At 46.3% G+C, this 25,240-nt stretch carries 32 protein-coding genes; 19 read left to right on the plus strand and 13 right to left on the minus strand.

The genetic code is table 11. The features are described from left to right. Positions 1–489: 489 nt before the first annotated feature. From murQ to yidD, 6 genes are all read right to left on the minus strand, one after another. Positions 490–1,419, minus strand: a complete 930-nt coding sequence (gene murQ / locus ACFW2W_RS09395; RefSeq protein ID WP_378176511.1) for an N-acetylmuramic acid 6-phosphate etherase — start codon at positions 1,417–1,419, stop codon at positions 490–492. Between the two features lie 83 nt (positions 1,420–1,502). Further along, complete coding sequence (locus ACFW2W_RS09400; protein ID WP_378176514.1) at positions 1,503–1,892, minus strand: DUF3110 domain-containing protein; 390 nt, start codon at positions 1,890–1,892, stop codon at positions 1,503–1,505. A gap of 325 nt (positions 1,893–2,217) precedes the next feature. After that, positions 2,218–2,925, minus strand: a complete 708-nt coding sequence (locus tag ACFW2W_RS09405) for a M15 family metallopeptidase (protein ID WP_378176596.1) — start codon at positions 2,923–2,925, stop codon at positions 2,218–2,220. Positions 2,926–3,004: 79 nt separating this feature from the next. Beyond that, complete coding sequence (locus tag ACFW2W_RS09410; protein ID WP_378176517.1) at positions 3,005–3,340, minus strand: DUF6176 family protein; 336 nt, start codon at positions 3,338–3,340, stop codon at positions 3,005–3,007. Between the two features lie 35 nt (positions 3,341–3,375). Continuing rightward, a complete protein-coding gene (locus ACFW2W_RS09415; RefSeq protein WP_378176520.1) occupies positions 3,376–3,621 on the minus strand; it encodes a hypothetical protein in 246 nt (81 codons plus the stop codon). A gap of 525 nt (positions 3,622–4,146) precedes the next feature. Further along, positions 4,147–4,389 (minus strand): membrane protein insertion efficiency factor YidD, encoded by a 243-nt coding sequence (gene yidD / locus ACFW2W_RS09420; protein WP_378176523.1) that lies wholly within the window; start codon positions 4,387–4,389, stop codon positions 4,147–4,149. A 69-nt stretch (positions 4,390–4,458) separates the two neighbouring features. Here yidD and ACFW2W_RS09425 point away from each other — a divergent pair, with 69 nt between their 5' ends. Further along, the gene (locus ACFW2W_RS09425; RefSeq protein WP_378176526.1) at positions 4,459–5,154 is read left to right on the plus strand and encodes a diacylglycerol/polyprenol kinase family protein; all 696 of its coding nucleotides are present in this window, start codon (positions 4,459–4,461) and stop codon (positions 5,152–5,154) included. 149 nt (positions 5,155–5,303) lie between these two features. After that, positions 5,304–5,996 carry a hypothetical protein gene (locus ACFW2W_RS09430; protein ID WP_378176529.1) on the plus strand — a complete coding sequence of 231 codons (693 nt, stop codon included), beginning with the start codon at positions 5,304–5,306 and terminating at the stop codon, positions 5,994–5,996. Between the two features lie 482 nt (positions 5,997–6,478). Here ACFW2W_RS09430 and ACFW2W_RS09435 read toward each other — a convergent pair whose 3' ends face one another. Next, the gene (locus tag ACFW2W_RS09435; RefSeq protein WP_378176532.1) at positions 6,479–6,631 is read right to left on the minus strand and encodes a hypothetical protein; all 153 of its coding nucleotides are present in this window, start codon (positions 6,629–6,631) and stop codon (positions 6,479–6,481) included. Positions 6,632–7,147: 516 nt separating this feature from the next. On the opposite strand from ACFW2W_RS09435, the gene ACFW2W_RS09440 reads away from it, so the two are divergent. The 5 genes from ACFW2W_RS09440 (at position 7,148) to ACFW2W_RS09460 (ending at position 12,130) form a co-directional block, all read left to right on the plus strand. Continuing rightward, a complete protein-coding gene (locus ACFW2W_RS09440) occupies positions 7,148–8,515 on the plus strand; it encodes a nicotinate phosphoribosyltransferase (RefSeq protein WP_378176599.1) in 1,368 nt (455 codons plus the stop codon). A gap of 75 nt (positions 8,516–8,590) precedes the next feature. After that, on the plus strand, positions 8,591–9,178 hold the full coding sequence (locus tag ACFW2W_RS09445) for a nicotinate-nucleotide adenylyltransferase (RefSeq protein ID WP_378176535.1): 588 nt from the start codon (positions 8,591–8,593) through the stop codon (positions 9,176–9,178). Then, entirely contained in the window at positions 9,151–9,897 is a 747-nt protein-coding gene (locus tag ACFW2W_RS09450) for an NUDIX domain-containing protein (RefSeq protein WP_378176538.1), read from the plus strand. Before ACFW2W_RS09445 ends, ACFW2W_RS09450 begins: the two co-directional genes overlap by 28 nt. A 136-nt stretch (positions 9,898–10,033) precedes the next feature. After that, positions 10,034–10,357 carry an isochorismate lyase gene (locus ACFW2W_RS09455; RefSeq protein WP_378176541.1) on the plus strand — a complete coding sequence of 108 codons (324 nt, stop codon included), beginning with the start codon at positions 10,034–10,036 and terminating at the stop codon, positions 10,355–10,357. A gap of 72 nt (positions 10,358–10,429) precedes the next feature. Next, positions 10,430–12,130: an NAD+ synthase gene (locus ACFW2W_RS09460; RefSeq protein ID WP_378176544.1), complete on the plus strand. Its 1,701-nt coding sequence runs from the start codon at positions 10,430–10,432 to the stop codon at positions 12,128–12,130. Here the strand turns inward: ACFW2W_RS09460 and ACFW2W_RS09465 are convergent. After that, positions 12,063–12,362, minus strand: coding sequence for a WG repeat-containing protein (locus ACFW2W_RS09465; RefSeq protein ID WP_378176547.1), 300 nt, complete (start codon positions 12,360–12,362; stop codon positions 12,063–12,065). The genes ACFW2W_RS09460 and ACFW2W_RS09465 overlap by 68 nt on opposite strands. A 601-nt stretch (positions 12,363–12,963) precedes the next feature. On the opposite strand from ACFW2W_RS09465, the gene ACFW2W_RS09470 reads away from it, so the two are divergent. The 4 genes from ACFW2W_RS09470 (at position 12,964) to ACFW2W_RS09485 (ending at position 16,736) form a co-directional block, all read left to right on the plus strand. After that, positions 12,964–13,641, plus strand: coding sequence for a hypothetical protein (locus ACFW2W_RS09470; RefSeq protein WP_378176550.1), 678 nt, complete (start codon positions 12,964–12,966; stop codon positions 13,639–13,641). A 103-nt stretch (positions 13,642–13,744) separates the two neighbouring features. Continuing rightward, positions 13,745–14,263 (plus strand): hypothetical protein, encoded by a 519-nt coding sequence (locus ACFW2W_RS09475; protein ID WP_378176553.1) that lies wholly within the window; start codon positions 13,745–13,747, stop codon positions 14,261–14,263. Between the two features lie 497 nt (positions 14,264–14,760). Further along, on the plus strand, positions 14,761–16,287 hold the full coding sequence (locus ACFW2W_RS09480; protein WP_378176602.1) for a site-2 protease family protein: 1,527 nt from the start codon (positions 14,761–14,763) through the stop codon (positions 16,285–16,287). A gap of 236 nt (positions 16,288–16,523) precedes the next feature. Further along, complete coding sequence (locus ACFW2W_RS09485) at positions 16,524–16,736, plus strand: hypothetical protein (RefSeq protein ID WP_378176556.1); 213 nt, start codon at positions 16,524–16,526, stop codon at positions 16,734–16,736. 343 nt (positions 16,737–17,079) lie between these two features. Here ACFW2W_RS09485 and ACFW2W_RS09490 read toward each other — a convergent pair whose 3' ends face one another. Then, on the minus strand, positions 17,080–18,219 hold the full coding sequence (locus ACFW2W_RS09490; protein WP_378176559.1) for a GDSL-type esterase/lipase family protein: 1,140 nt from the start codon (positions 18,217–18,219) through the stop codon (positions 17,080–17,082). 1 nt (position 18,220) lies between these two features. Here ACFW2W_RS09490 and ACFW2W_RS09495 point away from each other — a divergent pair, with 1 nt between their 5' ends. Further along, positions 18,221–18,352, plus strand: a complete 132-nt coding sequence (locus tag ACFW2W_RS09495) for a hypothetical protein (RefSeq protein WP_378176561.1) — start codon at positions 18,221–18,223, stop codon at positions 18,350–18,352. Between the two features lie 16 nt (positions 18,353–18,368). Here the strand turns inward: ACFW2W_RS09495 and ACFW2W_RS09500 are convergent, their stop codons facing one another. Continuing rightward, on the minus strand, positions 18,369–18,731 hold the full coding sequence (locus ACFW2W_RS09500; protein ID WP_378176564.1) for an acyl-CoA dehydrogenase family protein: 363 nt from the start codon (positions 18,729–18,731) through the stop codon (positions 18,369–18,371). Between the two features lie 134 nt (positions 18,732–18,865). Between ACFW2W_RS09500 and ACFW2W_RS09505 the strand changes: the two genes are divergently transcribed. Beyond that, a complete protein-coding gene (locus ACFW2W_RS09505; RefSeq protein WP_378176567.1) occupies positions 18,866–19,012 on the plus strand; it encodes a hypothetical protein in 147 nt (48 codons plus the stop codon). 60 nt (positions 19,013–19,072) lie between these two features. On the opposite strand, the gene ACFW2W_RS09510 is transcribed toward ACFW2W_RS09505, so the two are convergent. Both ACFW2W_RS09510 and ACFW2W_RS09515 read right to left on the minus strand, forming a co-directional pair. After that, positions 19,073–19,699 carry an acyl-CoA dehydrogenase family protein gene (locus ACFW2W_RS09510; RefSeq protein WP_378176570.1) on the minus strand — a complete coding sequence of 209 codons (627 nt, stop codon included), beginning with the start codon at positions 19,697–19,699 and terminating at the stop codon, positions 19,073–19,075. A 219-nt stretch (positions 19,700–19,918) separates the two neighbouring features. Further along, positions 19,919–20,992 (minus strand): methyltransferase domain-containing protein, encoded by a 1,074-nt coding sequence (locus tag ACFW2W_RS09515; protein WP_378176573.1) that lies wholly within the window; start codon positions 20,990–20,992, stop codon positions 19,919–19,921. 719 nt (positions 20,993–21,711) lie between these two features. On the opposite strand from ACFW2W_RS09515, the gene ACFW2W_RS09520 reads away from it, so the two are divergent. Together ACFW2W_RS09520 and ACFW2W_RS09525 are read left to right on the plus strand one after the other, a co-directional pair. Then, the gene (locus tag ACFW2W_RS09520) at positions 21,712–22,218 is read left to right on the plus strand and encodes a hypothetical protein (protein WP_378176576.1); all 507 of its coding nucleotides are present in this window, start codon (positions 21,712–21,714) and stop codon (positions 22,216–22,218) included. A gap of 212 nt (positions 22,219–22,430) precedes the next feature. After that, positions 22,431–22,922 (plus strand): FxLYD domain-containing protein, encoded by a 492-nt coding sequence (locus tag ACFW2W_RS09525; RefSeq protein ID WP_378176579.1) that lies wholly within the window; start codon positions 22,431–22,433, stop codon positions 22,920–22,922. Positions 22,923–23,090: 168 nt separating this feature from the next. On the opposite strand, the gene ACFW2W_RS09530 is transcribed toward ACFW2W_RS09525, so the two are convergent. Continuing rightward, complete coding sequence (locus ACFW2W_RS09530; protein WP_378176582.1) at positions 23,091–23,330, minus strand: hypothetical protein; 240 nt, start codon at positions 23,328–23,330, stop codon at positions 23,091–23,093. A 129-nt stretch (positions 23,331–23,459) separates the two neighbouring features. Here ACFW2W_RS09530 and ACFW2W_RS09535 point away from each other — a divergent pair, with 129 nt between their 5' ends. The 4 genes from ACFW2W_RS09535 to ACFW2W_RS09550 all read left to right on the plus strand — a co-directional run bounded on the left by ACFW2W_RS09535 (position 23,460) and on the right by ACFW2W_RS09550 (position 24,954). Then, positions 23,460–23,645 carry a hypothetical protein gene (locus ACFW2W_RS09535; RefSeq protein ID WP_378176584.1) on the plus strand — a complete coding sequence of 62 codons (186 nt, stop codon included), beginning with the start codon at positions 23,460–23,462 and terminating at the stop codon, positions 23,643–23,645. A 96-nt stretch (positions 23,646–23,741) separates the two neighbouring features. After that, positions 23,742–23,969 carry a hypothetical protein gene (locus tag ACFW2W_RS09540; RefSeq protein WP_378176587.1) on the plus strand — a complete coding sequence of 76 codons (228 nt, stop codon included), beginning with the start codon at positions 23,742–23,744 and terminating at the stop codon, positions 23,967–23,969. A gap of 209 nt (positions 23,970–24,178) precedes the next feature. Continuing rightward, positions 24,179–24,661, plus strand: a complete 483-nt coding sequence (locus ACFW2W_RS09545) for a sensor histidine kinase (RefSeq protein WP_378176590.1) — start codon at positions 24,179–24,181, stop codon at positions 24,659–24,661. Between the two features lie 68 nt (positions 24,662–24,729). Next, positions 24,730–24,954, plus strand: coding sequence for a response regulator (locus ACFW2W_RS09550; protein WP_378176593.1), 225 nt, complete (start codon positions 24,730–24,732; stop codon positions 24,952–24,954). Positions 24,955–25,240: the final 286 nt, after the last annotated feature.

Here is a 25,240-nt window from a genome sequence, read left to right on the forward strand (position 1 = left end):
CTTTGTCAGCTTTTAGAACAGCTATATCCTATCGGTTTGTCCGTTGGCTTCAGGAGAATACTGACGTATTTGCCTTACACCTAGCCCATTTAGGGCTTGTTTGGGCTTGAACAAAGTTCAAGTCCCGCTAAGCCAGTAGATGCTCCAGACAGCTGAGGCGTTATTGGCAGCACAGTCGCAGTGGTGAAATTAAACATCAAAAATTGCCTAAAATCGGCGATTAGGCGATATCAGCCGATGAAACTCGGACAGGACTTACGTAACATCACCACATAGTAAGGGCAACCACAGGGGGATTGAACCCGAAAAAACGCTATATTTATAAGCTTTGCGTAATACCATTTCACTTTATGTTTGCCACAAATACGTCTATTGCCCCCCTTAAAAAGGGGAGTGGGGGGGATCGCAAATGTGGCATCAAAATAGTGAATTGGTATAAGTCCTGTCGGAAGAATTTGATATTTTAGATGGAATTCCAAAATCTCAAATTTAGCGAGAGTCGCTTGGGTGGTTGTAGCTTGAAACAGCAGCTCTGAGATTACCTTGATGTTCTGCAAGCAGGCGATCGCCTTCTTGCTTCTCCAAACCCGTCCAATGCATCAACAATGCTAACTTGACAGAACGCCCGCTTTGCTCTAATAAATATCCAGCGTCTTCTCGATTTAAATCAGTCAGGTCTTGCAGCATTCGCAGGGCACGATCGTGCAATTTTTTATTGGTAACGGCGACATCTACCATGCGATTGCCGTAGACTTTGCCCAGTTTCACCATCACGCCGGTGGAGAGGATATTTAAAGCCATTTTGGTGACGGTTCCGGATTTCAGTCGCGTCGAGCCTGCCAGCACTTCCGGACCCACGATTAGGCGAATATCTAAATCTGCATCGATGGTGACTTGTTCTGCTGGGACACAGGCAATCAAAATCGTGGTTGCACCCCGCTGACGCGCCGCTTGGATCGCACCGTGGACAAAAGGTGTTGTTCCTCCGGCGGTGATTCCGACAACGACATCGAGATGGGTAATATGCCGAGTTGCGATCGCAGATACCCCGTCTTCATGTTTGTCTTCCAAATCTTCTGAGCTGCGGATTAACGCTCCCGCACCCCCGGCTATAATCCCTTGTACCAGTTCTGGCGGCGTACAAAAGGTGGGTGGACACTCTGCTGCATCCAAGACGCCCAGACGCCCGCTCGTGCCAGCTCCCACATAAAACAGGCGTCCCCCGTGACGTAACGCCTCAGCCGTCTTATCGATGGCTTCAGCGAGCTGAGTTCTCGCTATGGCGATCGCTGCTAGCGTCTGAGCATCTTCCTGATTGAACAAATCTACCAATTCCAGAGAACTCATCTGGTCTAGATTCTGGCTATTGGGATTAACCTGTTCTGTTAAAAGATGTCCCCGCTCCTCCAGATTCTTCATCCTTGATCCTTCATTTTTTTATCGTTCATCCTGCGAAGAAAGCGCCGCTATCGGCTACGCGATCGCGAGCCTCCTTCATCCTTTCATAACAGTCCTTCTAATTGACGACGAATTCTGTCTAGATCAAAATCCGGTTGCGGAGCATCTGGTTTCCAGTCTGTTTCCTCCAGGTTAGTTTCTGGCGGAACCAGAAAAAGACGTTCTGCATCTCCTTCGGGAACAAATCCCTCCGGAATTAACTTGCACTCATAACCTGCACCCTCGCAAAATCCCTCGACTTCCTCTGCATCGATAGCTTCAACACTGGGACTGAGAAAATCTTGTGCTTCTAGCAGCATCGCATAGCGAGTCGCATCGTCTTCTGATTCAAACATGAGTATCCAGTTGCGATCGCCAATCTGAATCGAGTGAATCCCCTCGTTGTCAGTCCGAGGATTAAATATTAAAACGAATACGCGCCTAGATGTAGTCATCGTTTTTTTATCCATTCTTAATTTAGGATATCTGACTAGCTTCCCTGATACCACGTCCGGTTGCTCCTTCTTTGCTAGCAGCGATGAGCAGCAAAGGAGAGAGGGAAAGAGAAATTCCCAGCGAAGATTCCGATTAAATTGCTAGGAAATGCACAAAAAGGCTAAATTATCACTCAACAACTAGATCGGGACTTACGCAAAGCTTATACATATAGCGCTTTTTCGGGTTCAATTCCCCTGTGGTTGCCCTTACTATGTGGTGATGTTGAGTAAGTCCTGTAGATGTTAAGGCATTTGAGATAGCGATAGATATCCTTATCCTTGCTCAAGCAACTCTCCCGTAACGGGCAGTTACAGGATGATGGGGATTTTCTTGATTGCATAACCACGCCCACATCTGATCGCCCAAGCAGAAGTGCCACCACTCGTTGGGATGACGGCGAAACCCAGCTTGGAGCATTACATCATTTAACAGCTGGCGATGGGAATGATACTGCTGTTCTACTGCCTGGGTGCTATTGGCATAATAATGGGGATGCGATCGCGCTGATATTTCATCAATTTCTCCCCCCATATCTATCGTCTTGCCAGTCTTGTCTACTAAGGTGATATCCACCGCAGCCCCCGTACTGTGAGGCGGCGGCGTTGCTGGATCGAGGTTGGGGGGTGCCCAAAATTGATAAACTATCTCCCAAATCGCTTGACGCTGAGCTGCTGTTAACTCAGCTAAGTTTAAACCTTGAGCCTGAACCACTTCAGCAAAGGTGTAATCTACCATGAATTGCTGGACTTCCACGGGTCGATAGGCATCAAAAAGATCGATCCGCCAACCTGGATTCGTGACAGCCAACTGGTGTTGGGCGGCAATCAGGCATTCGAGGACACCCTGACGGAGATAATAAGGTGAGCGATCGCCATAAGTCGCACCCAATTTTTCATAAGGATGGGGAGAGACAACCGCAAATTGTTCCAAAGGAATGGCAGTGAGCGGCTCACCACACTCTACAATTACAATCTGCTGATAAAGTTGCATATTCCGCTTTGTCAGACTCACCCTATTGGCTAAAAATTGGTCTAGCTAGCGTAATATTGATAGTTAACTTTCTCAATGCCTAAACTTCTGTCATCCGCTCGAAGTCGATGACTAATTCTAGTGGCTGGATGTCTCCCCATGTTTCGCTGATGAATTTCTGAGTAGCCAAGGCGAGTGGAGAGCTTGAGTGATAGAATGCTTCACTAGCTTTGCTCAAGTCTTCTGCCTTTTGATACAAAATCAAAAAGTCTCCATCTTTGCTGCGTTCGAGAAATATGGATTCTATAAGAATTCCCTCGTTCCGCAGTAATTCCCGTACTTCATCCAGTTGATTGTTCAAGTTCTTGAGCCAACCAATTACAGGAATGGTCAATCCTGGCTTAATCCGAATTTTTAAGCATTGGGTTTCCGCCATGAACTTGCCCTTTATGCATGGATAAAAGTGAAAAATTACCGAATTGCGTATTGAGTTTTAGATTGCTTATTCGTTCTACAGAAAGTTTCCTGCAAACCTCTCAATTCCCGCGATTCTTGCTTCACCTGACCAGACATGGCAGCCGTTTGTAAGGTCATGAAAGCGTTGAAGTCTTCCATACCATACTTAGTTTTTAAAAGCTGCCGCAGTTGATTTTCTGCTGCAATAGTTAAATAACCAGTTGACAGAGCCTGTTGTACAAGGTCGCGGATTAGAGACATATTCACCCCTCAAAAATTTTTATATTAACGATATGACCCGGAAAATCAGTAGCTATCAGTTCGCGCCAGCCAGAAAAATTAAGTGTTTTCAACCGTTTTTTTATAAACTTGGGCGATCGCAGCTTTATCTGTTTCTGGTGAAGGCTAATCGCTAATCGCAATGAATTCTTAGCAGTCAGCGGTTTCTGAATCTCTAACTGTTAAACCAGTTTTTCGATGAGTCATCCTGTTAATCTGCCGCACTAAATAAAGCTTTTACTCCCCAAAGGGCAATAGAAGTTTCCTACTTAGTGTAAAAGAGGAGGTGCCAGCAAACCTCATCCTTTGGACTCACCCGATCGGGTGATTTTCTGGATCGCTAGCATGGTTTGTGGGTTTTAGTCAGCGGTAGCACGTAACGCCAATACCGAAGACAAAACCGGGCTGGGAGTTCGGTGTCCGGCTGAAATCCCATTCGCTGCACTTCCTCTTGACTCACCCGACTGGATGATTGTGGAAAAGCCAACAAGACGCGATCGCCTAAATTTACTCGGTTTCTTTTGCCGTCGGAGTCGCTGCTGGTGGCACCGGATCGTAACCGCCAGGGTGGAAGGGATGGCAGCGCAAGATACGCCCAATCGCCATCCAGCCGCCGCGCCAAGGGCCAAATCGCTCGACTGCCTCCAAAGCATACTTAGAACAAGTCGGCTGAAACCGGCAGGTTGGGGGAAATAGCGGAGAAATCAAAACTCGGTATCCCCGAATTAGCCAAATTAGTAATATTTTCATTACTGTGTCCTGAATCTAATAGATTGGTAAGGAGAGCTTTTTTTTATAATTCAATCTTTGCTTAAATCCGTGTTGTGGTTAGAATCAATTCCGGATCTATGGCTCCACATTGGGCTAGTTGGGGCTTGTCTGGGCATTCTTGTGTTACTGGCAGAAGGGCTGCATCGCTACACTTCCACCGAACCGGAAAAGGTGCGAAAGGTGGTTCACATTGGCACGGGCAATGTGATTTTGCTTGCCTGGTGGCTGAACCTTCCCGCTTGGGTGGGCATTACGGCTTCGATTTTAGCGAGTGCAGTGGCTCTTTTGTCATACAAATTCCCGATCCTTCCAGGGATTAATAGTGTTGGGCGCAAGAGTCTGGGGACATTTTTCTACGCCCTAAGTATTGGCATTTTAATCGGTTGGTTCTGGCCTCTAAACCAACCCCAATACGCAGCACTGGGAATTTTGGTGATGACTTGGGGAGATGGCTTAGCTGCCCTGATTGGTCAACGATTTGGTAAGCATCCCTATGAATTTTGGGGCATCCACAAAAGTTGGGAAGGCTCGCTGACGATGTTCCTGGTTAGCTATGGGGTGAGTAGCTTGATTTTTTTAGGAGTCCAGGGCAATATCTGGCAAACTTGGGTAGTGCCGCTTTTAGTGGCTTTCCTCGCTACTGTCTTAGAAGCTTTCTCATGGTTCGGCATCGACAATCTGACGGTTCCTGTAGGCAGTGCCGCGATCGCTTTTTTCTTGACTCAGCTGCTTTTACTCAGCTAACACCCTCAATAACCAGCGAAAAGTTGGTTTGGTACCAAGATCAGTGGAATCCCAGATTACAAATTTTGTACTTCTGTTAAGATATTTGAAGAAGCCTACCTAGGGATATATTCCCGCTTTATTCAATTTATATCTAAAGATAGATGTTAATGACTTTTTTAAATCCTGCTGAACCGCTTGTCCGTAGCAAACAGGAAGCCCTTGATTTTCAGGATCGTCAGGGGCTTTTACGTATTCACTTGCAAGTTGGAACTAAAACGCTGGTTTCGAGCTTTTATTCTCGAATCGATCAGGCGTTTATGGTTTGGGGTTGGATTACAGCCGCAATTTTTATAAATGCTCAGTTTCTACCCGTCAGCTGGTATGTGCAAGCGATGTTTTGGTCAGCACTTACCTTAATCGGTACGGTGGGGATGGTGGTGTTGACTCACTTTTGGGTGAAAGTAGAACGCCTGCGCTGGCTGCTTTATAGCTGGGTTGTGCTGATGTTATTCGGGGTGGTGCTAACTGACTTGGCTCTTTTTCTGGGTTGGGGGTTGCTGCTGATGAACCTGTGTCAGTTGTGGCTAGGATTAAGTACCATTGGCTACTTTTTTACAGGTGTGGGAATGCGATCGCGTACTTTCCTGATCAATGGGTTAGTTCATCTGTTGGGGATGGCGATATTACCCTATGTCGGTGCTTGGCAATTTCTCACCACGGGTTTAGTGATGGCGGGGACTTTACTGCTTTTGGCAGAAGTGCAGTGGGATATGCGATCGCCCATCGATTATGACGTATTAACCCCCGAACAAAAGCAGTTTAACCAGGAACAACATCAGCTACGTCAAATGATTATTTAGAACTTTAAATAACTTCTAACTTTTGTATCAAAATTATACAATTTTATAGAACGCTGCCACCATAGAACTATGTAACATTCAGTGAGTGAATTTATCCTCATCCACCGAATGTCGCCCGACCATAGCAGGCGTTTTGCTGTTTGTCCTGCGAATTGCCCCACTTAGGAGAACGGCGTCTGGGCGGCGAGTGGTCATTCATCCCCAATTCTCAGGATATTAGCTCCCCCAAGCCAGTTGCGCGTTAGTGGTACAGGGTTTTTGTCGTTTCCCCTGCTTTGCAGCCACCAAAGGGATGTTAAACCATCCAACAGAGCAGTCTGAGGTGACTGACACATTAAAAGATGTTCTGGCGGGACTTTTTAGCCATCTCACAAGAATAATTTTTAAAATTATCTCATAAAATTTGGTGGGGAAAGAGGCTCTTTCCCCACCAAATTTGTTATTTTTGACTCCAACAATATAGAAAAAAGTATTCAGGCTGACTACCAATCTTCTCCAGGATGTTCTTTGAAAGATTCCCCTGTAAAGGGCTGCACGCCAGTCAGAGGATACTCATCGTCACTTGGTCCAAAAATGCGGGCGATCGCGCCAGAAAAATATTGGATGATATTCTCAAACATTCTGGTAAGACTCATATCTTTACTCTCCAGATTCCTTTGGGGATTTCGATGAAATGTATATTAGTCTTTGATACTTTTATTATGGATACGGCTCGATAATTTGAGGTAATTTGCAATACTTGTTTGATTAGGTTTGCAATACTTTGCTTAAAGTTGAGTTGCGGTTAGTTTACTTAATATTTCTACATACTTTAAAATCTATTTAGATTTTGCACAATTAACCCTAAAAACTGATGGTTAATGGCTAATGACTCATGGATAACGCCGCCGCATCCTCTCCTCTATCCTTCTGACATCAATTGCCATTTTCTGTAGCTTTTGAGTCAAAATACTATTAAAAATAATGTATATAACCTAAGAATGACCTGAAGATGGCAGTAAAGCTATCTTCAGCCACCCTGTTTTTGAAGCAATCATCAAAATGCCTTGACACTATTATGGTAGATATTACTATAATTGGAGAACCCACTCTTGCTAGGCAGCAAGACTATGAGAACTTCCGTGGACAGACTTGTAAAGTATCCTGCTAACCTGCTTCAGGAGCCGGTTAGGGTAGAAGATCGGGAACTGGCGATCGCTTCTGAAGATTACAGCCTTTTGACCGACCTGTATCAGCTGACAATGGCAGCTTGCTACACCGGCGAAGGTTTAGATCAAACACGGGCAAGCTTTGAGCTATTTGCGCGGCGTCTACCCGCTGGCTTTGGCTATTTGATTGCGATGGGGTTGGAACAGGCGCTGGACTATCTGGAGAAATTCCGCTTCAGTCCCAGCCAGATAGCGGCTTTGCAGGCGACCGGAATTTTCGATCGGGCACCGGAGCGATTTTGGTCGCTATTGGCAGATGCTCGCTTCACAGGCGATGTTTGGGCAGTTCCAGAGGGAACCGCCGTATTCGCCAACGAGCCGCTGCTGCGGGTGGAAGCTCCGCTTTGGCAAGCTCAACTGGTGGAAACCTACCTGCTAAATACGATTAATTATCAAACTTTAGTTGCCACGCGAGCGGCGCGGATTCGGGATGTCGCCGTACAGGAAGCGACGTTGCTGGAATTTGGCACCAGACGCGCTTTTAGCCCCCAAGCGTCTCTGTGGGCAGCCAGGGCGGCATTGGCGGCTGGATTGGACGCGACTTCTAATGTACTGGCGGCGATCAAGTTGGGTCAAAAGCCCAGCGGGACGATCGCTCATGCTTTGGTAATGGCGCTGACAGCAACCGCTGGGAGTGAGGGAGAGGCTTTTACCGCCTTCCATCGATATTTTCCGGGTGCGCCGTTGTTGATTGATACCTACGATACAGTTGCCGCTGCCCAAATGCTGGCAGAAAAGATCGATGCCGGAGAAATGCAATTGTCTGGGGTGCGGCTAGATTCTGGTGATTTGGTAGGGTTATCCAAACAAGTGCGATCGCTTTTACCGGATGTTCCCATCTTTGCTAGTGGCGATTTGGATGAGTGGGAAATTGCCCGATTGCAAGCAGCGGGTGCTTGCATTGACGGTTATGGATTGGGAACTCGATTGGTTACGGGAACCCCAGTCAATGGAGTGTATAAACTGGTTGAAATTGATGGCATTCCCGTGATGAAGCAGTCGAGTGGCAAGTTAACTTATCCTGGTCGCAAGCAGATTTTTCGCTGCTTTGAGGGCAATTTGATGAAAGGAGATCGATTGGGATTGGTGACGGAAAGTCCGCAGTTTGAGCAGCCGTTGTTGCAGCCGATGTTTAAGCAAGGCGAACGGGTGTTTCTACCAGAATCTTTAGCGGAAATTCGAGAACGGACTGCTATTTCGGTGGCTAGTTTACCAGCGGAGACTCGCCAATTGGATTCGCCTGTGTCTCCGTCGGTGGAGGTTTCGGCTGCATTGTTGGAGTTGATGCAAAAAACTCGTCGTCCCGATTAAGGGATTTGAGAACGAACCGCCAAGACGCAGAGAACGCAGAGGAAAGAAGAGGAAAGAAGAGGAATTAGGAAGATAATGAGAATTGCTTTGTTTGGTACGAGTGCTGACCCGCCGACTTCTGGGCATCAAGCGATTTTGAGGTGGCTGTCGCAACACTATGATTGGGTGGCGGTTTGGGCGTCGAATAATCCGTTTAAATCGCATCAAACGCCGCTAGAACATCGCTCAACGATGCTAAGGTTGCTGATTGAGGAAATTCATCCGAGTTGCCATAATATCGGGCTGTATCCGGAATTCAGTAGTCCTAGAACTCTGGAGACGGTGCAGAAGGCTAGGCAATGCTGGGGGATGTCAGCAGATTTTACCGTCGTCATTGGTTCGGATTTGGTAAACCAGATGCCGCGTTGGTATAGAGTTGAAGATTTATTGCAGCAAGTACATCTGCTCGTGGTGCCTAGACCAGGATATGCGATAGATGACTCTGATTTGGAGGCGCTGAGGCAACTAGGGGCGCAGATTGCGATCGCTGACATCAAACCACCGGCGGTTTCTTCCACCGCTTATCGTGAGAATGGCAACAGACAAGCCTTGACGACGACCGTTGAGGACTATATTCATAGAGAACGTTTATACGAATGCGAGGACGCAGCTCAAAAAAGATAGGTGATTCGGTAAAAAAACCGGCATTAGCGGATTTTAAAGTCGGAGTCGATAATGTGATTTTCTCAGTCGATACGGCGCAAAACCGACTATTAGTTTTGTTAGTAATGCGGCAGGACGAACCTTTTTCAGATCGGTGGAGTCTGCCCGGTACTTTAGTGCGCCAAGGAGAATCTTTAGAAGATGCCGCCTATCGAATTTTGGCTGAAAAGATTCGCGTAAAAAATCTGTACCTAGAGCAGTTATACACTTTTGGCGGGCCTGGACGAGATCCGAGGGAATGCGAAGAAAGCTACGGAGTTCGTTATCTGTCTGTCAGCTATTTTGCTTTAGTGCGATTTGAAGAAGCTGAATTAATTGCCGATGGAGTTAGTGGAATTGCCTGGTATCCTTTGGAGCAAGTGCCACAATTAGCCTTTGACCACAATAAAATCTTAGAATATGGTCATCGGCGTCTGCGAAATAAATTGGAATATAGCCCAGTCGCCTTTGAAGTGTTACCGGAGTTGTTTACTTTGAGTGACTTATATCAGCTTTATACCACCGTTTTAGGTGAAAACTTCTCAGATTATTCCAATTTTCGCGCCCGACTCTTGAAGCTGGGTTTTCTTTACGATACCAAGGTCAAAGTATCGCGGGGGGCGGGGCGTCCGGCGAGTTTGTATCGGTTTGATGCTGAAGCGTTTTCTCCATTTAAGGATAAACCGTTGGTATTTATTTAAACGCAAAGGTAGCGCTGTCGCGCCGCTTCGCTAACGCAGAGGTTCGCGCCAAGGTTCGCTAAGTTAAAAAAAGATGATTTTTCTCTGCCTCGGCGTTATCTTTTGCGTTTAAAAAGAGCTGAAAGGAAAGAAAAGGATGCAAAATCTAGATAATTGGTCAAATAGGCAAGATCCTAAAGATTGTTCAAACCTCGAAGAAATTCGTGAGGAGATTGATAGGATTGACCGCCAAATTATTGCAGCTTTTGGTAAACGATTTGAATATGTAAAAGCGGCGGCAACCTTTAAAACTAGCGAAACCAGTGTAAAAGCCCCGGAAAGGGTTCAGTCGATGTTGCAGCAAAGACGCCTTTGGGCTGAAGAACAAGGCTTAAATCCAGATGTAATTGAAAAGCTATATCAAGATTTGGTGAATTATTTTATGGCTGAAGAATTAAAACATTGGCAATCTAAATCTTAATGACTGCGATTGAAAAATTAGTTTAAATAATCAGAACGACGCAAAATGCCCTCACATAGGTAATTACTGAATATGAAAATTGCGATCGCTCAACTCAACCCCACGATTGGCAACCTCACTACCAATGCCCAACAAATTCTAGAGGCGGCAAGACAGGCAACTCAGCAGGGTGCCCGTTTGTTGCTGACGCCAGAACTCTCTTTGTGCGGCTATCCACCACGAGATTTGCTGCTGAATCCCGGTTTCGTTGAGTCTATGGCAGTGGTGTTGCAGCAGCTGGCGGGGGATTTGCCACCCAATTTAGCGGTGTTGGTGGGCACGGTGGAGCCAAATCCCAAAGCGCACGTTGCCGGAGGTAAACCGTTATTTAATAGTATTGCCTGGTTAGAACAGGGCAAAATACAGCAAATTTTTCACAAGCGACTGTTGCCTACCTACGATGTTTTCGACGAATATCGATACTTTGAACCGGGACTTCAGCCGAATTCTTTGACTCTCGATAATCTCCGCATCGGCGTCACCATCTGCGAAGATTTGTGGAACGATGAGGAATTTTGGGGAAAGCGCAGCTATGCAGTGAATCCGATTGCTGACTTAGCTCAATTAGGTGTAGATTTGGTGGTGAATTTGTCAGCTTCTCCCTACAGTGTTGGTAAGCAGCACCTGCGAGAGGCGATGTTGCGTCATACTACTGTCCGTTACCGCCAACCGATCGTTTATATCAATCAGGTTGGGGGAAATGATGACTTAATTTTTGATGGTAGCAGTTTCGCTTTGAATGACGCCGGGGAAGTGGTGTGTCGTGCCCTTCGCTTTGAGACGGATTTGGTGTTGCTGGAATTTGATGAGGAAAAGCGAGATTTGATCCCCCCTAACCCTCCCTTAGTAACCGGAGACAACGGCGGGGTAGCACCGCTTGCCGCAAGTGAAGAGGAGGAAATTTGGGCAGCGCTGGTGTTGGGAGTGCGAGACTATGCCCGCAAGTGTGGCTTTTCCAAAGTCACAATTGGCTTGAGTGGTGGAGTGGATTCGGCATTGGTAGCAGCGATCGCATCCGCCGCCTTAGGGGCAGAAAATGTATTCGGCGTTCTCATGCCTTCGCCCTACAGTTCCGATCATTCTGTCAAAGATGCGCTGAAATTAGCTGAAAATCTGGCTATTGCCACTCAAACTCTACCGATTGGGCAGCTGATGCAGGGTTACGACCAAACTTTAGAACCTCTGTTTGCCGGAACGCCTTTTGGACTTGCGGAAGAGAATATTCAATCGCGAATTCGGGGCAATTTATTAATGGCGATCGCGAACAAGTTTGGCTATCTCCTCCTTTCTACGGGGAACAAGTCAGAAATGGCGGTCGGTTACTGTACGCTTTATGGCGATATGAATGGGGGATTAGCGGTAATTGCTGATGTGCCGAAAACTCGCGTTTATTCTCTGTGCAATTGGCTGAATCGCAACGGTGAAATTATTCCGACTAATATCCTCACAAAACCGCCAAGTGCCGAACTAAAACCCGGTCAAGTCGATCAAGATTCTCTGCCCTCTTATGACATTCTGGATGATATTTTGCAGCGATTAATTCACGAACATCAATCAACCGCTCAAATTATCGAAGCTGGTCACGATCCAGTCGTTGTCAATAAAGTGATGCAGTTAGTGGCGCGTGCCGAATTTAAGCGGCGACAAGCACCGCCTGGACTGAAAATTACCGATCGGGCTTTTGGCACCGGCTGGCGAATGCCGATTGCGAGTCGCTGGAGTGCGATCGCATAATGCAGAGTTTATTTTTGGGAACGGCAATCTTGGCTGATTTTATCGGCGGATATAGCCCCACTGATTGCCAATTTTTACGGGTGCCAGCCTTGTTAATCGTGACGACTGCCAGCCCTTCTGAGAAGTTTTCAGCAGCCTCAAATTGCGGCTTGATGACGCGATCGCCTGTTTTGTCATTTTGTGGCACTAAAGTACTACAGTTGTACTTATCAGCGTCTTGCCAATGAGACACGATGATTGTTTTTTTGCAAACCTCTTTAATCCATTTAAGGAGTGCAACAACAGACCGTTCGGTAGCTTTGGCAAGACTATCTACAACTGTAGTATCTACCGATGAACCAGCCTATCTAATCTAACTTATCTACAACTGTAATACTATAAAACTTATCCAGGTATAACTGTATTTGAATAAATTTTACCTATAGGACGACCTAACGGGATTTAAACAAACAACCCAAACAAAAAGTCTATAATTTAAATAAGGCAAAGCTCCCACGTTGAGGAACCCCTATGACAGAAACCATTTCCTCCGCCATACCGCCATGCTTTGAAAAATGGTGTGCTAGGTTCGATGATGTGTTTAGCTATAATGCCGGAAGCTCATAACCTAATAGAAAGCAAAATTTAACCGCTTGGATGCTCATGATGTTAAAGAAAAGTGGCTCTTCCGTAGTTGGTATGCTAAATTTATAGTCAAGAAGCGCCACAAGCTATACTAGCCATGAATTTAAGCCAATTTAGCGTTTATTAAATAGAAAATACAGTCCAAAATCGTTATACCTTGCTAGGTAAGCCTTTCAAGTTTTGGAATCAACTTTTTAGCATACCAAGTAATGAAGAGCCAGAAAAGTTTACCCTCTATTACTGTAATAACTGCTGCTGTAGTAGTTTATCTTTCTAGCCCAGTCTTAGCAAATCACCTACAAAGCAGTCCTAGTAAATATGGGATTGCTCAAAACTCTAAAACAGACCTTGAAGGAGCCCTCTTCAAAGCAACGATCAATAGTATAAATGCCTACTATGTACCTGGAAGCAATTCAAGGTTTATAAATCATGAGATGTGGCTACATAAGGATGTTAATAATGGCTGGGTTGAACTAGGCTTCACAGATGGAGTACTTAACGAATTGAGCACAGGATATTCTGGACCTCATTACGGTCATTTTGCGGCAGAGGGAGATAGGAATAGCAACGGCAACGTCACTTATTATGCTGAAGAGAGAATTTTTGGTCCTTCCACGGAACGAAATAGTACTCATCAATGGCACATGCAACGAGAAGGTATCAACAAAGACAATTGGGCTTTATACATAAATGGTGTTAAGAGAACTGTCTATTATGCACCTGGTCCAGGAAAATTTCATGATGTTGGACTTGAAACAAATACAATCTATTCCGCATCATTAGATTGGAATGAAAGAAGTTTTCAATATAATCATGCTGGTGCTTGGAGATTTTGGGGTAGTGGTGGATTGAATGTAACTTCAGGTGCTGGTATTACAACAGTGTGAGATGTTTATCCTACTTCAATATTTACAAGCAAAGCATCGCCGTAGCTTTGGTAGTAAAACTTTACGTAACAAAGAAAGAGAAGTAATAACAAGGTAAACAGATTTGGCTATGAGTCTTAGAAAGATAATTGTTGTTTTAGCATTTCTGACAATTCCCCTATTTGTTTTGAGTGTTAATGCCGTAATGAATGAAAAACCTCAAGGAAAACCTGAAGGATATACAGCAGATGATGCAGTTAACCTGAATCCAGATCCAACAGGTCCAATTATTCCCAGAGTGAATAGCAATCCAGAAGCCGTTTTTAAAGCAAACAAGGAGACTCCAAAGGATAAGTTATTCGACATCAACAAAAAGATCAAAAAAGATAAGATAGCAGAAAATAAAGGCAAACTTCAAAAGGTAGAAGTCAAAACATTTAGAGAGTATCATCAAACGTCCGGTACGAAGGTGAAGGACTTTACGCAGGTATCACCTGACCGTCTCGTCTGGGTTGTTGAATCCTATTATCCAGAAGGCATCAACCATCCTAAAGTAGGCATGATTAACAATGTTCAAGTTGTAGGCGTTTATGATGCTGAAACGGGCGCTCTGATAAGAGAAACTTACAGAAGTCTTCAGTAAGTTTGGCTTGTATAGTATTACAGTTGTATTTATTTGGGTGACAATTTTCTAACTTTTTAAATAGCATCGGCTTCCTACTCGGTAAATATTGGCGTTAATCTCAACCAAGTTTATTGAGCATTTATGGTTCTACCGAACCTAGCATGGTAAAAATTGCTGAAATTACCACTGAGCCTGATTTGGCAGAAATTCCATAATAAATTAAACTATCAAAAACCCAAACCCCTGCCAAATCAAACTTATGCTATTTAGTTTCTAACAGTTTTGCATAGCAAGTTCGGTAGAGCCGCATTTATTTGGCATTCAGGAAATTTAAGCTGAGTGCGGCTCGCTCGAATGTGGCGCTGGATTTAAGGGGGTGTGGAGATGACTGGATGAATTCCGATCGGAAATTGAAATCATTTCCCGACTGAGAGCCAAGAGTAACCTTGAATCCTTATCAGAAATTGAAATACAGTAGACTGGTTGGCTATAGCTGCTACGGCTCCTCATCAAAAATGTTTACTGGATCGGAAACTACGGCGACAGTTTTAATTGTGCTGGTGGCTTTAGGCATCCTGGGTTGGGGCTTCTACCGTGCCAAGCCATTCGGCAAACTCGGCATCTTAGCTTGGTTGCAGTCAGTGGTGTTGATGTCTCCCTGGCTGTTGTTTTTTGGATTGTTCGCAGCGGGGATTTATATCAACCTGGTGAGCATCTTGTTTATGTTGATAGCCTCCGCTGGGTTGTACATCTTCATCGGAAATAAACTGCGGGCAGCCGGTGAGGATGCCATACTGCGGGAGCGAGTCTTGAAAATGATGCAAGAATCGCTCCCGACAGAAGAGACTTCTGAGGCAAATGGGAAAGAGACACCGGCGGCGACGCCAAAAGAGGCGACAAATCCCGTCTCCCAAGAAGTGGTTCCCATTCCCGATGAAGACTTGAAAAACATCCAAGGAATTTTTGGCATTGATACCTTCTTTGCCACAGAAAGCATTCCTTATCAGGAAGGAGCCATCTTCAAGGGGAATCTGCGGGGAGAGCCTGCGGTGGTTCATTCCCGGTTGTCTGTGAGTTTGCAGGAGAGATTGGGCGATCGCTACCGGCTATTTTTAGTAGAAAATCCGGAAGAGAAGCCGGTGGTGATTGTTCTCCCCAGCAGCAACGATCCGCAACCGGCAACGTTACCTCAGAACATCTTGGCAGGTGTCCTCGTCGTGGCTACCATTGCCGCTAGCTTAGAGACTGCGGGAATTTTCCTCGGCTTTGATTTCTTCAGCAACCCAAGCCGATGGGGCGAAGTTCTGCCCATCAGTGCCGGAATCTGGGTGATTTTAGTGACTCACGAACTCGGTCACTGGTTCCTCGCTCGTCGTCACAACATTCGCCTGAGTTTTCCTTTTTTCATCCCATCCGCGCAGATTGGCTCGTTTGGGGCGATTACTCGGTTTGAATCGCTGTTGCCCAATCGCACAGTGCTGTTTGATATCGCTTTAGCTGGCCCTGCTGCCGGTGGTATTGTCTCCCTATTGATGCTAATCGTCGGCTTAATTCTTTCCCACGAAGGCAGTCTATTTAAGGTGCCATCGGAGTTCTTCCAGGGGTCAATTTTGGTGGGCACTCTGGCACGAGTTGTCCTCGGTTCTAGTCTCCAGCAAACCCTGGTTGATGTCCACCCGCTGACGATTATCGGTTGGCTTGGTTTGGTGGTAACAGCGTTCAACTTGATGCCAGCGGGAATGCTTGATGGAGGTCGAATCGTCCAGGCAATCTACGGACGCCAAATCGCTCGACGCGCTACCGTCGCCACGTTAATTTTGCTGGGAATTATCTCTCTGGTGAATCCGGCGAATCCTTTGCTGCTGTACTGGGCAATTGTGATTCTGTTCTTACAGCGGGGTCTGGAACGCCCTAGCTTGAATGAGATTTCCGAACCCGATGATGCGCGAGCTGCTTTAGGGTTGTTGGCTCTGTTTTTAACGGTGGCAACTCTCCTACCTCTCACTCCAGGCTTGGCGGGACGCTTGGGAATTGGGGGATAGAAATTGGGAATGAGCGAATGGGGAAAAAGGGAATGAGTGAACATTCTCTCCTCACCTTTCCCTGTCTCCCACTCAGTCCCATCAGGGGAAATGCCAAGAAGTTTAAATAGTTCCGGAAAATATTTACATTTCTTAAACAATTTCCCCAAAAACGATTAAACTTCATTGCAAAGTTAGAAGAGACTCTGAACGGTGTGATAACTTCGTTAAGGTTGACAAACGGCTGAGAGATAACGATGGAGAACACAATAAACGTGCCTTTACAGCAATCCTCAACTCCTTCATTTCGTGAAGATTTTAGTGAGTACGTGGCGCATCTACAGCTTCACATGGCGTTACAAGCGCGCAACCTTGTTCCCACTCTCACCAAGGCTGTTGATAGCCGCGAGCAGCTATTGCACCAAACTCAGGCGGATATTGAAAAGCTGGTTTCTCGTCAAGGCATCTAATTGGGCTGATTTTGATTGATTGGCTGATAAACCGATAGCCGCGCCATTATTTCTAACAATTTTTGGAAACTCCACTGAACTTAGTTTGACAATCAGAGCTTTATCGCTCTGATTTTTTTAGGAATTGAATTGCCCTCCAATTCCCTGCGTAGGGGCTTTTTCTGTGTCATGCCAATACTTCTCGGTTAGGAAAAATTGTAGGTTGGGTTGAGGTAACGAAACCCAACAAACCTAATATTAGCGTTGGGTTTCGTTCCTCAACCCAACCTACTTGATCTCAAATGGTCGCTTATCCGAGAAGTATTGACTGCCATGCCCCTACAAAACGTAAATTTTTTACCACTTAATTTAATCCAGATTCCTCAGGGAGGCGCGATCGCTTTACCGAGTTGTAAGCACGCACATTATTCCGATTGAGCGCAATTACCGATTCTGCCTGTTGGAGTGCCGATTGCCAAACTTCATATCCCCGACTGCTCAAATGCAGCCCATCCGTCGTTAAGTCCAGACGCAAATTTCCTTCGACATCGCTAAAACGAGAGTGAATATCTAGATAGCCTGCACCCTGTTGTTGAGCAAGGATAGCAAGTTGTTGGTTGAGGTTACGAATTCGGCGATTTGGGATAGTGTTAATCCGGGTGGGAAGAATGGATTGCACGATGATTGAGCTGCTAGGATGCTCTTGTCGTAAGCGACGAACAATCTGGCGAAGATTATCGAGAATTGTTTCATCCGTTGCACCTTGGCGCAAATCGTTGATGCCAGCTAAAACGTAAATAACATCGGGACGAGTTTGGGAAAAAGCAGACAATCTTTTTAAGATGCCACGGGAATTATCTCCAGAAATTCCCTGATTCAGCCACAAACTCCCCCCAGGAAGACGTTCTTGGGGAAACCACAATGAGAGAGAATCTCCCACTAATACGGAGAGACGATTGGAACCCTGACCTTCAGCAACTGCTCTAGCTTCCTTTGCCAGTAGGCGTTTCCACTGTTCATAGCTAGGTTTTTGGAAAGACAGTGCCTTAGTGCCTGCTTTGTTCGCCCAGTATGACTGAAAACTATCAGCAGGCAGACGAGTATAAATCTTACCTGCTTTCAGGGCGGCTAATCTTTGGTAAAAAAGTTGACTGCCAGATGCCGGTTTTGTCGTTGCTGTATCCGGTTTCAGCATCGCTTGTAGAGAGGGTTCCAGTTCTGTCGCTGGAGCTGCTGTTGGTGAAGTCGCTGTGGTAATGGTTAGTGTGTCAGTCGCCTGGAAAGGTTCAGTCTGCGAACTCAACTGCTGGCTGAATTCAGGAGAGGTGATTTCAATTGTTGGGACGATTTTCTGAGCCACAAGTGGTTGAAAGGCACTCGAATCACTGGAATTCCACAATGCTAACAGGGTGTCTGGCTGGTTTGGGGGCAATACGGGTGGGGGCGGGACTGACATTTGCCCTCCGGTTAACAAACTTGCCGCCAACAGATAAGGATCTCCCATTGTGTCTCTACTCCTTCACTTTTTCCTTCCTTTCCCTTTGACAGGGATTATTGGTTGGAGTCAGGAATTTTTAGGAGAAGCGATCGCTTTCAGTTTCCCAGACGTGGGGGCGATCGCTTTTAAACTTCTCTAAAGCGATCGCCTTACACTCACGAATACTGCGTTATTATTGGCAGTTCCTGATTGAGAACCCAATTGCCAATATCCCGTAGCTTGTAGTCCACTGGGTCATGCAGGGTAAACGTCCGCAGATCGCGCCAGTAGCGGTCGAAGCCGTATTTCGCAGCAGTGGAACGAGCGCCCATGACTTCAAAGATGCGGGTGGTGATATCCAAGCCAACTTTAGTGGTAAAAGCTTTAGCCGTATAAACAGCGATCGCAACTTCACCCCGTTCCTGATGAGTGAGCGCCTGTCCCTTTTCCCATGCCTTCTGTACCTGCGGCGCTGCCTGACTGCACAGGGCGATAGCGAAGCGCCGACCTGTCGGTTCGCTGCCCTCAGTGCAGTCCATAGCTCACCATAATGCTGCAAAATGTAGGGATATTTCGCTGCCCGATCGACGCCTGAGGTAATCCAGGGTCGAGTCATCGTGGTTGTGTAATCCTTTGCCGCTTCCAAGGCACCCTCGGCAATTCCTAGATAGACATGGGTTTTCGCCAACTGATTCACCACGAACAGGAAGGTGGAAAAGGCACCCTCTGGAGACGGCGGCGGACCGAGAATTTCATCCGGGTTCACCAGGACGTTGTGGAATGTGAAACTGCCGCTAGCGGTGCAGCGTTGTCCCATTAGGACTTACGCAACATCACCACATCTGAGGGCAACCACAGGGGGATTGAACCCGAAAAAACGCTATATGTATAAACTTTGCGTAAGTCCAGCCATATTGTCCCAGTCGTTGTTGTAGACAATGCCTTCTCGATCCTTGGGAAGGATGAAGACAATGGGATAATCAACCCCCTCTTGCACGGCTGCGAATACACGCATATCCGCTGCTGCCACTCCGGTGCCAAAGGTCTTAATTCCATTTACCCGGAAGCGATAGCGAAGCGCAGAAAGAGTCAGTTCGCCTTCTGGCTCAATTTTGAGGCGAGTGTCCCGCGTGTTAAATGCATTTCCCCAAAACAAGTGGTTTTGGGCAGTGGCTCGATAGTAGCGTTCGGTTTGAGCAGGGGTACCGCTCGCCTGAGCCACCACTGATAAAACGAGCTGATTTGAGTAGAGCTGCCCTGTGGAACCATCAGCCTTAGCAATTTCTTGAAGAATCTTCAAAGCTTCCACCCAAGTTGCCCCAATGCCCCCATACTCTCGCGGGACAACCAGAGGTAACAGCCCCGATTGCCGGAGCAGCCGAACTTCTTCATGGGGGACACCGGCTTGGCTATCGCGCTCGACAGCACTCGCTGCTAATTCTTGGGATAGGGCAGTCGCGATCGCTGCATAATCTTTTAATTCGATGCGGTTTAGTAATGTTGTCATGGTTTTTTCTCCGTTTTACTTGTCTTTTGCAGTAGATAATTTTTGAACTGGTTGCGAGGCTTGATTTAAAACAACCAGTGAAGAGAATTGTTTCGTAGTCAGCAGTAGCGAATCACTGCTACTCGGTTTTTGGTAACGCCCAGCAAATGCACAGAGTTTGCACATAGGGTTCTCTAGCTTTCAATGGTTTTAGTAATTGAAGGCTGGTATTAGATGGTTTTAGTTCTTCCGCACAATGTAGTAATTGTTCTGAAAATCATGAGCAAGTTGCTTGATTTCCACGCTAGTGAAACCTGCATCTTCCAGCATTTCCAATGCTTTCTCCTGACCCCACATGGTACCAAGTCCCATGCCTCCTGCGGCAAGCGATACAGTCATGCAGTGCATACAAGAAATGGTGTAAAGTAATGGCCCTATCGGATGATTCAGATTGCCACCCACATAGCTGGAGGCGCGAATATCCTGCATCAAATAAACACCATCGGGACGCAGTGCTTGGGCAATTCCTCGCAACACTACATCGGGCTTAGCTTGGTCGTGAATTGCGTCAAAGGTAGCGATAAAATCATATTTCTCCACCTCATCTAAAGTGGCAGCATCTTTTACTTGAAAGCGGATATTTGCGAGACCGAGGTGTTGGACTTCAGTTTGAGCGATCGCGATCGCTTCTTCTGAGAAGTCGTAGCCTGTAAACCGACTATTCGGAAACTCCTTCGCCATTTTGGTGATAGCACGACCGCTACCACACCCCACATCCAGCACATTAATTCCCTCCTCAAGTGCCTCAATCAGTCTGGGAATTAAGGGCAGAATGTGGTTATTTAGCGCCGCAACGACAGTTTGACCGCTGTCTTCTGCCATCACTTCATGAAAACGCTTGAAAGCAGAATAGGGAACCCCACCACCCTTGTAAAAACAGTCGATGATTTGATCCTCAACTGTTCCTAGCAAGGGAATATATTGGGAAAATGCAGCAATGTTGTCAGGACTGGAAGCCCTCGTTAAGAAAGCGGCGTGTTCTAGGGGCAAATAGTAGGTATTCTTAGCCGGATTGTGTTCTACAAACCCACCAGTAACCATTGCTCCCAACCACTCACGCACGTACCGCTCATTCAACCCCACTGCGTCTGCAATCTGTTGGCTCGTAGAAGGCGGTAGTTCAGCCATCGTGTCAAATAGCCCAGTTCTGTGACCGATGGAAGTCATCACAGCGATCGCGCCACTGTTGAGAATGTCAAGCATCCGTCCGGCAAACGCTTCTGCTTTTGTTTGGTCTAGAGTAAGTGTTGTCATAGAATCCTCGTAATGATTTTAAACATTGAGTTTGAATGTATTATCCAGAGTGCGATCGCAAAAACTTAAATTTCTGTTGCCTCCTTTAAAAAGGGGGATTGGAGGGATCTGATATGTAGCATCCCAAAGGGAAATAGATATAAGAAAAACTGAGCGTATTCGCAGGTATTCAACCCAAACGGTGTGTCTCCCTTCAGGATTTATTCGGTATCCTCTGTGAATGTTTCTTGGTATATGAACAAGCTATCAAGGCAAGCGTTCCGATAGCGTTCTTGCAGCGTTCGATGTCCCCAAACGCTTACCCTAGGGTATTTATGCAAACTATAACCACCGTAAAATAGCTGCGATAGCTAACATCACCAGGTGGTTGCCTGCTCGTTTCTCATAACGGATTGCGGCTCGTGGAAACTGCTGGAGACGGTTATAAAAGACCGGAAAAAATAGGTTTCTTCAGTTTCTTGCTGCACAATACCAGGAAAATTTATACAGAATTAGTGAGTTGCCAAGGATAAATGAAAAAGGATAACCGCTGCCAAAAATTTTGCTATAAGGCATCTTCGCTTTAACCCGACTGTGAGTGATCTAAATCACAAAAAAGCAATTTTATCATCACATTTAATTGAACGCTTTGCGAACGCTGCTTTGAATAACTTGGTATTTAGTGCAAGCAATTCACTGATTAATAACGTAAATACCAAGGAGATTCGATGATGTCTAACATGAAACTTGCAAAAGTAGCGATCGCATTTACTGCCACTCTAATGTCCACTGCCATTCCCACCGCAGCATTTGCTGGAGATAATAAAGTCTACTCTGGAAGTATGTGTCAGCCTGAGACATCAGCTTCTAATCAGCAATTTAGTCGTGTAGCTGGACAGTTTTTAGTTCAAGGTACCACCTCCATCAACCTGCGTTGTCCTATTGTTCGGGACATTACCTCAGGGACTGAAAATGGCAGCACAGGACCGCTTGCTTTTGTGCATGTATTCAGCAATAACGCTCAGTCTAAAACCCTACAGTGCGAGCTGCGGGCTAACCAACCAAACTCTCTAAGTTTCCAATTTCAGAAATTAACAATCGCACTTAGCGGTGGTGCTGCAGGTACCCCGAAGAAGCATATGTTCAACTTCACAGGACCTGTAGCACAAACTCCTAACGGATCTTATGAGGTTGTTTGCTCGCTACCACCGGGTACTGGAGTTGCGAGTTACTCAGTTGCTGAGTAAGTGGGTGCATCTGCGGGTCGATTTCCTGTTCATAGCTCAAATCTGTTGAAACAGGCTGAAATATTGTTGGGTATTTCAGCCCTTTTTAGCTAATTTAGGTATCAGTCCGTATGCTTCGCACACTTCCCAAACGCGAAAGTTTGAACTTCTCAATTTATTTCAGTGTAGGGCAAGGTTTGAGCTAAAAAGATTGGCGTTTCCGCAATCAATAAATGAATACTTCTCTAGTGTTTTTACCGGCTATTGTCACCATGCAAAAATCACTTCATCTAACAATTTTCCTCTGGATTGCTTCAATCTTGTTCGTCAATCATCACTCTTCTAGCAATTCATGGATGGCAAATTTCCAAGCGGCGGGTGCGTCAGCTTCCGAGATTGATATGCCCTTTTGCTATATACAGACATCGGATGGCAGAACTTTAGACCTCACCCAACTATGCGGTCAGAAACCTCAAGTCATCATCGCAGACCAAACATCTGATGGTGATATTTTGACAGGTCGCATCATCAATGAAACCCAAAAAACAGTTCACTCGATTGAGGTCAGCTATAACGTTGTTGGCTTCGATGGCAAGGTGATTAAAAGTAGTTCTGTCAACGCGGAACCCTCCACGCTTAGTGCAGGACAAAGCGGCTCTTTCAAAGTTCACACTATTGTCGGTGATGGCAAATTGAGAGCGACATCTGTTAATTGGGAAGAGTAACGAGAATGGGTGTTCGTAATGAGAACACAAATTTATTCAAACTCAGCGATTGATTTGGTTGAAAGCAACAATGCAGACCCACCAGAAATTTCCCGATTTCTGGTGGGTCTGCTCTAAAAGTAGTCAATAAGCAAGGGATAGTAGAGCTAAATTTTCTGAACGCAGATATCAGCGATCGCTTTTTCGGGTATTTTCTGAGTCCAAGACTTTACTTCTAGCTGATTCCGTTGTTGTTGTGGTGCAACTGTTACTAATGGGGTAGTCCAGTTGCACCTTCTTACCTAAGCAATCAAAGAGTTGAGCGATCGCATAAGCACCAACATCAGAAGACTCTCCAGGCGGTAAGATGAACCGATAAGCGAACCGACAGGTCGGCGCTTCGCTATCGCAGCAGGATTCCATCTGCATAAACCCAAGCCTGGAGAACCGGAAAAACTGGTTGAAGCGATTGCTACTCTAGTTACATCTAGCAGATGAATTTGAAGCACCCTTGACCTCTGACTACTCTAACGAAGCACGGCTATAGGATCTGTTGACATGACCTTGAAGTTACCCGGATTTACGATTGTCACTTTGCTCAAAGAAGGGGGAAAAGCCGTCCTATACCGTGGAATCAGAGTCGAAGATCGGTGTCCAGCGATTGTCAAAAGGCTACGTCCAGATCGCTGTACGCCCAACAATATTGAGCAACTCAGACATGAGTATGCGATAGCGAAGCGCTGACTTGTCAGTTCGCCCAACGGTTGAATACCCCAGGGGCGGTTAAAGCCTACGCCTTAGAAGTGCATCAGGGCATCCCTTATCTGATTTTGGAGGATTTTGGCGGGCGATAGCGAAGCGCTGACTTGTCAGTTCGCTCGACCAGGTTCTAGACCACTTTCGGGAACCGATGCCGTTTTTGAAAATTGCCATTCAAATCACAAACGCGATAGCGAAGCGCTGACTTGTCAGTTCGCCCAAATTCACAGCCATAGCATTGTCCACAAAAACATTAAACCGCAGAACATTCTCGTTAACCTGGAAACGCTCGACAGTCAAAATCGGTGATTTTGGGATTGCTGCCTTCATCTCCTACGAACAGCAAATGGTGAGCAGTTCCAGTCAGACGATCCGGCTACGAGAGATCGCGCCTTAGAAACCATTGAGCGCAACGCTAAGTTACAAACCCAATTAATTGAAGATTTGCTCGATGTCTCCCGCATCCTTCAGGGTAAGCTGAGTCTCAACGTCTACCCCGCTCTTCTTGGTATCGACGATTGAAGCCGCAACCCTTGACGGTGCGTTTATCAGCCGAAGCCAAGTCTATCCAGATTCAGACAATCCTCGAACCTGGCGTAGGGCAGGTTTCCGGTGATGCCAATCGATTGCAGCAAGTCGCGCGTGAATCTCCGATGCCTTTGCGGTTAAGTTTACTCCCGCTGGGAAGTAGCGAACCGACAGGTCGGCGCTTCGCTATCGCATTAGAGCAGGTTGGAGCGCAGGCGCAAATTCGAGTAACCGACACAGGTAAGGGGATTGCACCTGAGTTCTTACCCTATGTCTTTGAGTATTTCCGTCAGGCAGATGGTAGCACCACCCGAACCTTTGGGGGATTGGGTCTAGGACTGGCAATCGTCCGCCATCTCGTAGAACTTCACGGCGGTACCGTTCGCGTATCTAGTCCGGGTGAAGGACAAGGTGCAACCTTCTCTTTGCAAACTTCCCTGTTTGCAGAATCATCGAGAAAGGCACTCGGATGAAAAAGACAACTTCTCACTTCTGACTTTTCACTCCTTACCTTTGTCTGGCTTACAAATTCTCGTGGTGGATGATGATGCAAAGCAAGCGAGAGTTTTTGTGCTTCATGTTGGAGCAATATGGCGCAACCGTGACCTCCGTAGCCTCAGCCGTGGAAGCGCTAACTACACTGAGCCAATCAAAGCCTAATGTCATCATCAGCGATATTGGAATGCCAGACATTGATGGCTATATGCTGATGCGACAGGTGAGGAGTCTGAAACTAGAGCAAGAGGGAGAGATTCCGGCGAACTGACAAGTCAGCGCTTCGCTATCGCTCTGACTGCCTATGCTGCTGAGATTGATTACCAACAAGCGAACCGACAGGTCGGCGCTTCGCTATCGCGGCAGGATTTCAACGGCACATTCCTAAGCCTGTGGAGCCAGAGGCATTGGGGATTAGCGATAACATCATTAACGGGACTTAAACGAAAATCAAAAGGAAAAGAAAGTATAATGCTTGCAGAGTAAACAGTTCACGTCGAGGTTTCTCCCGATGAAACAGACAACTCCCGCCGCCATGCCCCCTTGCTTTGATAGAT

It is taken from the genome of Coleofasciculus sp. H7-2 (assembly GCF_042747725.1).
Classification (GTDB): domain Bacteria; phylum Cyanobacteriota; class Cyanobacteriia; order Cyanobacteriales; family FACHB-T130; genus FACHB-T130.